The sequence below is a fragment of the Psychroserpens sp. genome (assembly GCF_036960315.1).
GTDB lineage: Bacteria > Bacteroidota > Bacteroidia > Flavobacteriales > Flavobacteriaceae > Psychroserpens.
In genome coordinates this window covers 154875-167078 of sequence record NZ_JBALVR010000005.1, presented here as the reverse complement: position 1 = coordinate 167078, position 12204 = coordinate 154875, and the positions used below count along the sequence as shown (strand labels likewise).

The 12204-nt window shown below is 32.8% G+C and carries 9 protein-coding genes; 2 read left to right on the top strand and 7 right to left on the bottom strand.

Annotation, left to right across the window (positions count from 1 at the left end):
• Positions 1 to 143: 143 nt before the first annotated feature.
• From V7719_RS10460 to V7719_RS10435, 6 genes are all read right to left on the bottom strand, one after another.
• Positions 144 to 1883, bottom strand: a complete 1740-nt coding sequence (locus tag V7719_RS10460) for an amidohydrolase family protein (protein WP_335729852.1) — start codon at positions 1881 to 1883, stop codon at positions 144 to 146.
• A 110-nt stretch (positions 1884 to 1993) separates the two neighbouring features.
• A complete protein-coding gene (locus tag V7719_RS10455) occupies positions 1994 to 3247 on the bottom strand; it encodes a ComEC/Rec2 family competence protein (protein ID WP_335729851.1) in 1254 nt (417 codons plus the stop codon).
• A 249-nt stretch (positions 3248 to 3496) separates the two neighbouring features.
• Positions 3497 to 4921 carry a TolC family protein gene (locus tag V7719_RS10450; protein ID WP_335729850.1) on the bottom strand — a complete coding sequence of 475 codons (1425 nt, stop codon included), beginning with the start codon at positions 4919 to 4921 and terminating at the stop codon, positions 3497 to 3499.
• A 26-nt stretch (positions 4922 to 4947) separates the two neighbouring features.
• The gene (locus tag V7719_RS10445) at positions 4948 to 7290 is read right to left on the bottom strand and encodes an ABC transporter permease (RefSeq protein WP_335729849.1); all 2343 of its coding nucleotides are present in this window, start codon (positions 7288 to 7290) and stop codon (positions 4948 to 4950) included.
• Between the two features lie 11 nt (positions 7291 to 7301).
• Positions 7302 to 7985 (bottom strand): ABC transporter ATP-binding protein, encoded by a 684-nt coding sequence (locus tag V7719_RS10440; RefSeq protein ID WP_335729848.1) that lies wholly within the window; start codon positions 7983 to 7985, stop codon positions 7302 to 7304.
• 5 nt (positions 7986 to 7990) lie between these two features.
• Positions 7991 to 9247, bottom strand: a complete 1257-nt coding sequence (locus tag V7719_RS10435; RefSeq protein ID WP_335729847.1) for an efflux RND transporter periplasmic adaptor subunit — start codon at positions 9245 to 9247, stop codon at positions 7991 to 7993.
• Between the two features lie 202 nt (positions 9248 to 9449).
• On the opposite strand from V7719_RS10435, the gene V7719_RS10430 reads away from it, so the two are divergent.
• Positions 9450 to 10796 (top strand): sigma-54-dependent transcriptional regulator, encoded by a 1347-nt coding sequence (locus tag V7719_RS10430; RefSeq protein ID WP_335729846.1) that lies wholly within the window; start codon positions 9450 to 9452, stop codon positions 10794 to 10796.
• Here V7719_RS10430 and V7719_RS10425 read toward each other — a convergent pair.
• Positions 10791 to 10949 (bottom strand): hypothetical protein, encoded by a 159-nt coding sequence (locus V7719_RS10425; protein WP_335729845.1) that lies wholly within the window; start codon positions 10947 to 10949, stop codon positions 10791 to 10793. The two genes, V7719_RS10430 and V7719_RS10425, sit on opposite strands and share 6 nt — an antisense overlap.
• A 40-nt stretch (positions 10950 to 10989) precedes the next feature.
• On the opposite strand from V7719_RS10425, the gene V7719_RS10420 reads away from it, so the two are divergent.
• Positions 10990 to 12153 carry a sensor histidine kinase gene (locus V7719_RS10420; protein WP_335729844.1) on the top strand — a complete coding sequence of 388 codons (1164 nt, stop codon included), beginning with the start codon at positions 10990 to 10992 and terminating at the stop codon, positions 12151 to 12153.
• Positions 12154 to 12204: the final 51 nt, after the last annotated feature.

Sequence of the window (12204 nt, the reverse complement as noted above, 5' to 3'; positions counted from 1 at the left end):
TGGGGCTTTTTTATTTTGTTTGGGTCGAACAAATTGAGTTGTTTAGTGTTTTTATCTCATTCTCTTCTTTTATGTTTTTTGGAAGTGTTGAGTGAGTTCTGTTAAATATCTGTTTATGAAAAGTTGAGTTTTCAGAAGAGTATTTATTGAATAAAATACACCTTTTTAATTTTACTATTTTTAATATGGTAAATAGCAACTGCTTCAATTATTCTATCTCCCAATTGAACACGCTCTTTGTCTATGACAATGTTGCCTTGAACAATTCTTTCTTTTAATTCACAATGCAAATTAGGCGTGTCCTTAAACATCTTAGCATATTGTTTTCTCATCGTGTCTTTGCCTTTATAAAGCAACTTGTCAGGATATGAATAAACTTCAACATCCTCTGCATAGGCTTCTAAAAAAGCATCAAGATTTCTAAAGTTATAGGCATTTAGTTGTCTTTGTGCCAAATCTCCAGGAGTGTCTTTTCGCAATTCATGCGGATTAAAAACGATACCTTTATTTATGATAAGGTTAATTTTTGTAATATTTTCAATGTCGTCAATAGGGTTCGCGTCTAAAATAATGAGATTCGCTTTTTTGCCGATGCTAACTGTACCAAATTCATTTTCCTTGTTAAGGATTTTAGCACCATTAATAGTAGAAGCTGTTATAATCTGCCAGTTACTCATGCCGCTTTTATGCATGGCTTGCAATTCAGCTAAATAGGAGGAAGCATGTAAGGTTCCTATATTCCCGGCATCTGTCCCAGTGGCAATTAAAACACCAGCATCTGACAATATTTTGAGATTTGTCATCGTTGTCGAATTTAGTTTATTCATACGATCAACATTCGCTTTAGAATTTGAACCATTTTTATAATTATTGACTAGTAACGTGTCTGACAAATGTTTTAAATCTAACAAAGTACCCAATTGATAAGGATTTGCTTTTAGCAATTCGTGATTACTCATTTCTTCATTTTGACTAAACGTATTATTGTATCCATTATGTACAGTCAATGTTGGGCAAAGAATAGTTTTGGTTTTTTTCATTAATTGTACAAAATCATCCTTAATTATTTCATCCTCTACACTATGCACTAAGAAATCACAACCATTTTCCACAGCTAACTGAGCAGTAATTCTTTGAGTGGCATGTATGGCAACTTTTAAATTATTTTTGTGAGCCTCTTCAATAATGGCTTTAATAATAGGTAAACTCTTGCGTGCACTTTCTTCAGTAGGTAATTCATCTGCTCCAACGATATACCATATTTTGATAAAGTCTGGTTTGTAAGGGAGTTGTTCTTGTACCATTTTCACACCGTCTTCTATTGTTTTTACTAAACTAAAAGGTGCATTATTTTCTAAATCTTTATAAACGGGAGGCTCGAAGGTTGTTAATAAAGGGCCTGTCATATAAACAGAAGGAGTATTTGCGTTATCTTTATACTCATCCCTTTGGCCTAAAAAATTATAGGTTGCTCCTACATCTATCACATTCGTAATTCCGTTTTGCAAATATCGATACATCACGTTTTCCATATTTTGAAGGGCATAGTCAATTTCCTTATGATAAGGTCTCTCTTTACGTAAGTCTATTACATCTGGACGTGTATATAATCCGCCATTTTGAAAGAAATGAATATGAGCATCAGTTAAACCAGGAAATAAGAACTTTCCACTTCCATCTATTACTGAAGCATTTTCTGGAACCTTTATTTTTTTACTGATTTGAATGTTCGAAATCAAATCATTGGTTATTACGACAGTTTGATTAGGTGATAATTTTTGCTTTTCTACATCTGCTATAGTTACGTTTGTAATATAAGTTTGTGAGAAGGCTGAGAAAAAAGAAATTAAGGATAGGACGGTAATGCAGATTCTTATAGTCATTTAGATTTTGTTGGATTAGTTCAATTTTTATTATTGGATGTTGTTGATCGTTTTAATCACCTAAATGTTTACTTAATAACCAAAAGAGTAAATTTTTTTTGCGGTACTATTTATCGACAATTATACGGTCCATGGATAGATTTTATTTTACTGTTTTCCACATTATCATCTAGAACTATTATCTGGAAAGTATTTCCCCCTGGCGCAACACGGAGGACAATATGTCCCTGATCACTGGCTAGTTTGTCAAGCCCAACAGCCACTAATTTGTTTGCTTCGTGCATTCCGGTCGAAAAAATATCCCGCGGGCCAGGATAAAGCTCTTCAGATAGCAATCGTTTATATACCATTGGGCTTGGATGGGCTGAATCCCAAACAGAAAGTAGCCACACTTGAGGACGAAGCGTGCTCACAAAAAAGGTGTTTTGAGAATCTATATAGCCATGGTGGTTGAGAAGGCTGACCTCGACAGGTCCGATTGCCTGGGCAATTGGGGTTTCAAGATCCTGCCAATTAGCTGATCCAATCCGAGGGATACCCCGAATATCACCGCCGGTAAAATAGTCAAACTTACCATAGCTAAGCCGTAGGGCAATACTACACATGTTTTCATCTGGATAGTCCTCTTTTTCAAGATCATCAAGTGGCGGATAATGGCTACGTGTCACATTGCTCACTCCAGTCCAAACCTCCCCATTTGCGGCAAGGTTTCTTACTTCAAACCCTGGATAGTCTTTGGGTTTATATTGCAAAACAATTTGTTCATTACTCCCAGGTTGAAACCTTGCAACCTTCATCTTATTGGTTTCAATTTGGGAATTAAGAAAAGCGCGGTAATTAAGTATTGTGGGATTGCTTTGCTCCACTGGATAATTATAATCCGGCCATCCTCGATCAAAAATAGTTTTTATAGGGATTTGTTCCGCAACTCTGGTGATGCCGGCCTGTTTATAGGGACCATACTTAGATTGGGGTGAATTATCTGTGATTTGTCCCATGTGATCCCAATGAAAATGGGAAATCAGAGCATAATCAATTTGACGCGCGCGCGTTTGTTTCAAAAGGGGTTCAATATAACGGATAATCCATTCACCTGCAGCTCTGGTAGAATCAGGTTTTGCGTCTACGTACCTAGGAACTCTCTTGGGATCTGTAATTTCTGTGACTTCCCCTACATCATAAAGCATAGTAGTACCATCTGGCATTATAAAAAATGTAGAAGACCCTCTCCCTGTACTTATCTCGTGTATATCCAAAGTTCCATGGGTCCATTCAGGAAGTTTGTCGCCAACATTTTGAGCTATGATCTGATAGGAGAAAGAAATCATCAGAACTGGTAATATGAATTTGATATACTGTTTCATTTTTTGTTTTACTAAGTAAAATAACCTACAACGTTTCTGTGTATGGTTAGTTGCGTGTTTATGCAACTAATTTAGTAAATAAAACCCGAATATAAAATCCGCGGGGATTTTCGTAAGTAGGCAAGAACTAGCAATGAATTATACGCGTTGTTGTACTTGGTTTTTTACTTCGATTCGAAGTTATATCCTTTAAAAATTTCTGAATATAATTCCTGGTTTTTGTCTTTTGTTACTTAAAGCAGTTGTTTTTTAAATTCCTCTGTAGTAATCTAATATTTTAACGCGTAGTAAATACTCATACTTGGTTTGGCTTAAATTTAATTTGGAAGCCTCCATATTATTCTTTGATGTTATGTATTCTACAATATTTGAAACGCCATTATTAAACCTCACTTCGTTAACACGAAACGACTCTTCATATGCAACTACCTGATTTTTTAAAACCTGATATACCTTAAAGGAAGCCTCCATATTATTATAGGCTTCATAAATAGATTGTTTAAAAACAAACTGAGTTTGCTTCAAATTTACTTGGGCTTCTTCATGTTGTATTTTCTCAATTCTTATTTTATTTTTAGCTCGGAAACCATTAAATATAGGAACTCTGACTGCTATTCCAATCACAGAATTAAGGTTGTTATCAAATTGGTCTTTATGGTTGATTTTAGAGCCTTCAAATTGAGCCTCATTTCGCAAAACAGCATGTTCTTGGCCACTAATAGAAACAAAGTCTCCCGTTTCAACAGTAGACGTTCCTGTTTGTGTAAATAGTTGCGCGACACTAGAATAGTTTGTGTTTAATTGCCCAAACAGCGATACCTCAGGAAAGTAATTAGATCTGGCAATTTTAATTCCGGTTTTTGCAGCATCAACTCGCAATTGTTTTGATTTAAAGGTGGCTAAATTTTCAAGCGCATCATTATAAATATCATTAGCAGAAATTTGATACTTTTCTGGATTAATAATTTCAAAAACATTTTCGAACTCATTCTCAGAATCGACATCTATGCTTAACAGCTTAACTAGATTTAAAACTGCCGATTTTAAATTGTTCTCAGCGGTAATATTACCCGTTTGATCTCTCGTAAATTGTCCTTGCATATCTGTAAAAGAGGCAGGGTTACCTACACCATTGTTATATAGTGATTCTAATCTTTTAAGCTGAACTTCAGTCGTTTTGAGTCTCGCTTTTGAAAGTTCTAATAAATCTTTATTATTCAAAATTTGGATATATAAAAGCGTGACGTCAAGTGTTAAATTTTGCTTAGCTTCTTCAATTTCCATTTCCGAAGCCTGCAGATTAAATCGACTTTGCTTAATCTCATTTTTGATTCTAAAGCCATTAAAGATGGTTGCGTCTAGACTTAAACCTGCATTTGAAAATGTAAGGCCCTGATTTATAAAACTATTTGTAAAGGGGTCAATACTTCTACCATTATTAATTCCTAGGTTATAATTCATATTTAAACTAGGGAGTATTTTGTTTCTATTCTCTTTAAAGTTTACCTCAGAAGATTTTGCTCTTAATTCTTTAATTTTTAAGTCAAGATTATTTTCAATCGCAATATCGATACAATCCTGTAAGGTATATATGGTTGTTGATGTGCTTTGAGAAAAACCAAAACTAATCACACCCAACCAAAGACCTATAACTAGTGTTATCCTTTTGTTCATAATTATTAAATTATATGAATTGTACCTTAATCGTTTTTTAAACTTTTTATTGGATTTACCAATGCAATCTTTATCGATTCAAAACTTACCGTTACTAATGCTATGCTAATTATTAGAGATCCTGTCGTTACAAAAACCCACCATGGCATATCTATTCTGTACTCATAGTTTGTTAACCATTTATTCATGAAGTACCATGCAATTGGAATACCGATTGCTATTCCTAATAGGATTAACTTTATAAAGTCTCGTGTTATAAGTGAAGTAATCGCAAATACAGATGCTCCTACAACTTTTCTCATGCCAATCTCTTTCGTTCTTTGTTCTGCTGTAAACATGACCAAACCAAATAGACCTAAACACGAAATTAAAATTGCTAAAATTGAGAAGAAAGTAGATAATTTGTAAAACGTAGATTCACTTTTATACAATTTATTGTATTCGCTATCCATAAACTTATATTCAAACGGGAATGCTGGATTTAGCGTAGCATGAAGGGATTCAATTGAAGCCAATGTTTGCTGTACATTATCTGTATTATATTTAATGAAAGCAGTATTAAATTCAACATAACCTTCACTTCTAATGACTAATGGGAAAATTGATTCTTTTAATGAACTAAAGTGAAAATCTTTAACAACACCTACAATCGTCCCAGAATTACCCCAAAAAGAGATAGTTTGTCCTAAGGGGTTTTCCATTTTCATTTGTTTCATAGCGCTTTCATTAATCAAGTATTCAATATTATCAGGATTATTATGAATAAGATCTCTTCCCATAAGTAATTTGGCGCCATACGTTTTTATGAAGTCTATACTTCCTACCATTCCAGTAAATAAAGAACCATCATCATCAGATTTCCCATTCCAAATTACTTCCGGAGAGGTACCATAATCCCCTAATAAAATATGTGATGTTTTTGTTACCGAATTAACCCCAGAAATTTGCAAAGCACCTGTTTTAAATGCGTTATAGTTTTTCTGTAAATCTTCAGAAAGTGTTACTGCTAATAGATTTTCGCGTTCAAAACCGATATCTTTATTTTGAACATAATCTATTTGTTTTGAAATAATAAGCATGCAACTTATAAAGACAACAGAAATTGTAAATTGAAAAACGACCAAAGCTTTTCTAATCCATTTAGTTCTGGAACTGGTTTCAATCTTCTTCTTAAAAATATCGGTTACCTTAAAAGATGATAATAAAAATGCTGGGTAACTTCCAGATAGTATTCCCGTAAACAATGTAATAAGTAAGACCATTATCCAAGTAGAAATGGGTAAGTTTTCTAGGTCAATGTTCTTATCTGTTATTTGATTAAAAACCGGAAGCACTAAGGCGATGAAAATTAAAGCAAAAAACAAACTTGATAATGATAAGAGTATCGCCTCTCCTAAAAACTGACCAACTAAACTACCTTTCCCAGCTCCAAGAACTTTTCTTACACCAATTTCTTTAGCTCGTTTTATTGAGCCCGCAGAGGCCAAATTCATAAAATTAATACTGGCGATTAGCATTATTAAAAAGGCAATGATTCCAAATAAACGAACATATTCTATTTTCCCACTACCACTTTCAAGGTCTGCATATAAATAACTGTCCCCATAAGGTTGTAGCTCTATGGCTAATAGGCTCACTGATTCGTAATCTTTTAAAAATGTCTTTAACTTTTGTTCTACTTGTTTTTCATCTGCACCTTTTGTTAATTGAACAAACGTATACGTCCCTAAGTTTTTCCAATCAGTCATCCAAGGACTTTCAGCAAAAAGGGAATCAAACGATAAATAAAAATCACTATTTTCTGTTGTGTTTTTACTACCTAACTCAAACACCATGGTGATTTTTAATGCTTTGGAATTTTCGAAAGTTAATGTTTGACCAATAGCACTTTTTACATTATCAAAAAACAACTCTGCCATGTCTTTTGAGATCGCAATATCATTTGGGTTCCTTAATGCATTAGACGCATTTCCTTCCAAAATATTAAAAGAAAACATATTAAAATAGTCTTCACTTACATGCTTCCCTTTTTGTTTTAAAACCTTTTTATTGTTGGAGAATGTGTAGTTTCTATTATTATTAGACATCGCTACTACACCTTCAATTTCTGGAACTTTTTCTTTTAATTCCTTATATAGAAGTGATGGTGTTCCGTAGCCAAAACCTGGACCATCAGATGATGTTAGATATACAGAATAAAGGTCATCGATATTCGTGTGATATTTATTGACACTGTTTTCGCTTGAAATCCATAAATAAATAAGTAAAAAACAGAATAACCCAGATGTCAATCCTAGAATATTGAGAAATGATAAAACCTTATTCGCCTTAATATTTCTCCATGTCAATTTAAAATAATTCTTTATCATGATTAGGTTTCTTAATAGTTAGATAATAGGTTCTCTGTTACTTTTTCGCCATCAAGCATGCGGATAATGCGATTCCCGTATTTTGCATCATGCTCACTATGTGTAACCATAATAATTGTAGAACCTTGATTGTTCAGTTCGGTAAGTAATTCCATCACTTCGTTCCCTGTTTTACTGTCCAAATTACCTGTTGGTTCATCTGCCAGAATAAGTTTTGGGTCATTGACCAATGCTCTTGCAACTGCAACTCGTTGTTGTTGACCACCAGAAAGTTGTGTTGGAAAATGACTTCGCCTATGCATAATTTGCATTCTTTCAAGGACTTCGTCTACCTTTTCTTTGCGTTCACTTTTCTTTATTCCTGTGTAGATTAAAGCCAATTCTACATTTTCAAAAACGGTCAGTTCATCAATTAAATTAAAGCTTTGAAATACGAAACCAATGTTATGCTTTCTTAAATGAGCTCGCTGACGTTCTTTATAATTAATGACCTCTTCATCATTAAAAATGAAACTTCCCCCATCGGCATCATCTAAAAGGCCTAAAATGTTAAGTAATGTAGATTTACCACTACCTGAAGGGCCCATGACAGAAACAAACTCTCCTTTTTTTACTTCAAATGAAATTTTATTTAGGGCAATTGTTTTATATTCTTCAGTAGTAAAATATTTTTCTAAGTTGTTGATTTTTATCATGAGATTTATTTTTTGTTTAATATCAATTCGTTTTTGTCTCCGTAGTCTTGGTAACTAGAAGTAATAATTTTATCGCCAGGTTTAAGTCCTTGTAATACTTCATAATACTCAGTGTTTTGACTTCCTAATTGAATATCTATTCGATAGGCACTCTTATCATCATCACTAAGTTTAAATATCCAATTACCTCCGGTTTTTTGAAAAAAGCTTCCTTTAGGAATTAATATGGCCTGCTTCTCATCGCTTAATGCTAATCTTATTCTTAAAGATTGCCCTCGGCGTATACCTTCAGGTATTTCCGATTCAAAATGCATGTCTACTTGGAAACGGCCGTTGGTTACCTGAGTATATACTTTTTTAATAACTAATTTATAGGTCTTTCCGTTAAAAGTGAATGTTCCATTTTGTCCAGGATAAATTCTTGAGATATAATTCTCGTCTATATCAGCACGTATTTTAAAACCACTTAATACATCTACCTGACCTAAGCGCTCTCCTTTATTTTTAGATTGCCCTATTTGAGCATCTAATGATGTTAATTGACCATCAACAGGTGCTCTAACAATTAAATCTTCAACTTTTTTACGCATCAATGCCAAGGCACTTTGAGTTCTAGTGTAAGAACTTTTGGATTGAGAAGATTCTAAAGCAGTTGATAATGAATCTTGTTTTAAAACCTGTAAAGCTAATTCCATACGCTGTTTTTGGTAGTTATAGTTATTTTTGGCTTCTTCAAATTCTTGACTCCCTATTGCCTTTTCATGGTAAAGCGATTTATTAAGGTTATATTTTCTATCAGCTTCAATAAATGCATTTTCCACATCGGTTTTTCGGTTTAATTTATTTATCGTGTTTTCACGTGCCGCATTTTGAGAAATCTGCATTTGCGTTAATAAATTGTAAACTGAAGTTTCTTGATTCACTAGGTTTAATTCTAAATCGGTATTAGAAAGACGTAAAATGGGTTCGCCTTGTTGCATAATAGCACCATCTTCTACAAATATTTCTTCAACTCTACCACCTTCAAGCGCATCTAAATAGATTGTTGTAATTGGTAGAACAGTTCCATTAACAGGGATGTTCTCTTGAAACACACCATCCTTAACTGTGCTAACAATAATGCGTTCGGTGTTAATATTTAATGTAGAACTTCCTCCAAACGACGTTGATAAGTAAATTACAAACGAGATTAAAAGGATTGCTCCAACAGCAAAGGCGATTTTTGGTAGGCTAAACTTTTTCTTAGTAATTGGTATGTCCATTAATACATTATTTTATAAATCTAGTGTGATTACCATGCCAGAAACACAAACAACTGTTGGTTAGGGTCTTGTAGGTTTTGGTAAAATAAAATGTGTGCGGTTTTGATACAACTAGTGTGCGATTTAGTGACACTTTTCAGACTCTTAAATTATTACCTCTAAATACCTCAATTGAATATTAATATATCATATTTTTGTAAGTATGTTATTGAAAAACACCACCATACTGGTTATTGATGATGATACTGACGTACTGATAGCTATGAAAATGCTATTAAAGTCTAAGGTTAAAGAGGTTGTTATTGAGAAAAACCCAAACAACCTTAATTCAATATTAAATAAAAATAAATTTGATGTTGTCATTCTAGATATGAATTACAATAGCGTTATAAATACTGGAAATGAAGGTGTTTTTTGGCTCACTAAGATTAAAGAAATAGATAAAGACATTGCTGTTATTTTAATCACTGCCTATGGTGATTTAGACCTAGCAGTTCGTGCGCTTAAAAAAGGCGCTTCAGATTTTTTGGTTAAACCTTGGAAAAACGAAAAGTTATTAGAATCTATAGTTGATATTTTAGCAAATAAGATAACCAATAAAACAAAAAAATGGAGACCACATGTTAATGGAGTTAAGCTTTTAGGAGAAAGTAAGACTATGAATGAGGTATTCTTTAAGATTAAAAAAATCGCACCAACTGATGCCAATATTTTGATTCTTGGAGAAAACGGAACAGGAAAAGACCTTATTGCAAAAGCCATACATGACAACTCCTTAAGAAAAGATAAGCCCTTCATAAAAGTTGACGTCGGCGCATTAACTTCATCGTTATTTGAAAGTGAATTATTTGGTTATGTAAAAGGCGCCTTTACAGATGCAAGAGAGGATAGGCAGGGTAGGTTTGAAGCGGCAGAAGGGGGTACTTTATTTTTGGATGAGATTGGAAATATTAGCCTGCATCAACAAGCCAGATTATTAACCGTACTTCAGAACAGACAAATAACGCCATTGGGATCTAATAAGCCCATAGATGTTGATATCAGGTTAATTTGTGCAACTAATTCAAGTCTTGAAACTCTGGCAAATGAAGATAATTTTAGAAAAGATTTAATTTATCGTATTAATACAGTTGAAATAGTTATTCCCCCTTTAAGAGATCGAGATCGAGATATTATTTTATTGGCGAAACATTTTATTGAAGTCTATACCGAGAAATATTTTAAATCTAATATTTCTATCGATAATAGCTTTATAAAAAAACTGGAAGATTATCATTTTCCTGGGAACGTTCGTGAACTTCAATATGCGATTGAAAGAGCAGTAATCATGATGGATGCAGATGTTTTAAGTGCTACAGATTTAATGTTTTCACCCATAGAAAGTTATTCAGAAACCACACTATTAAAAGACTTAAAGTTAGATACTGTGGAGAAGAATACTATATTAAAAGTGATAGAAAAAAATAATGGTAACATCTCGAAATCAGCAAAAGAATTAGGAATTACAAGAACGTCGCTCTATAGAAGATTAAATAAATATGGCTTATAGGAAATATAAATTATCGTTATTGCTTAGAATCCTTGCTATTTTCTGTTTGCTATTGGTTTTGGTATTTGGCATTCTCACTTTAGATTTTAAGACAAAGGCTTTAATCTCTACAATTACTATAGTTCCAATTGTCTTAATTATAGTTTTAGTCATAAATAATCTGTTTAAATTTATCATAAAGAGGCATAAATCGATGCATGATTTTTTTGAATCTGTGAAGTACAACGATTTTTCTCAGTGGTTTAATGAAGGGTCTGCCCCAGAAGATATTAGAGAGCTTCATCAAGGTTTTAATACCATTAATCAAAAAATCAAGGACATTAACAAGGATAAGGAAAAACAATATTTGTATCTGCAAAAAATATTAGAATTAATTGATACTGGTATTGTGGCTTATAGCATAAATACCGGAGATATTATATGGATTAATGAATCATTTAAAGAACTTTTAAAAACCCCTACTTTAAAAAATATTCAATTTGTAAAAAAGAGAAGCCAAAGCATCTTTAAAACTGTTTTTGAAGCGCAACATGTCAATGGCAGTACAATAACTTTAGACACTGAAAAAAATAAAACGAAGCTATTAATATCCACTGCTCATTTTGAGATGAATAATGAGGAATTTAAGTTAATTGTGTTACAAAATATTGATAATACATTAAATCAGAATCAATCCGAGGCATGGAATAAATTACTTCATATAATGACGCATGAAATCATGAATTCAATTGCTCCAATTTCTTCTTTAGCCGAAACCTTGCAAACTGAAATTAAATTGAATATTGAAGATTCAGAGAAATACCCTTTAGATACTAACGATCTTTACTTGAGTATTGATAGTATACAAAAAAGGAGCGAAGGCTTAATGAATTTTTCAAAATCCTATCGAGGACTTAATAAAATAACCACAATAAACGCAAGCAAAGTTTATGTTAGAGGACTGTTTGAAGGAATTAATAATCTATTAAAGACCTCTTTAAAAAGTAAGGGTATTGACTTGCAATTTAAAATAGATAACCAGAAGCTTCAAATTAATATGGATACCGCACTCATTGAACAAGTATTAATTAATTTAATAATCAATAGTGTTGATGCTTGCGCAGAAACAGTTCAACCAAAAATTACTGTTTCTGCAAAACAAAGTAACGAAGGTTATGTCATAATTAAGGTTTCAGATAACGGAAAAGGCATTCCAGATGAAATAGTAGATAAGATCTTTATCCCGTTTTTTAGTTCCAAAAAGAAGGGTAGTGGTATTGGTTTAAGCTTATGTCAACAAATTATGTTTCTTCATAAAGGTAAAATTCAAGTTAACTCTATTGAAAATAGTGGAACTGTTATTCGATTAATATTTTAATTTGCTCCATTATTTCACAATTCTATTGCGTTTAACTTTTTTAAATTACGT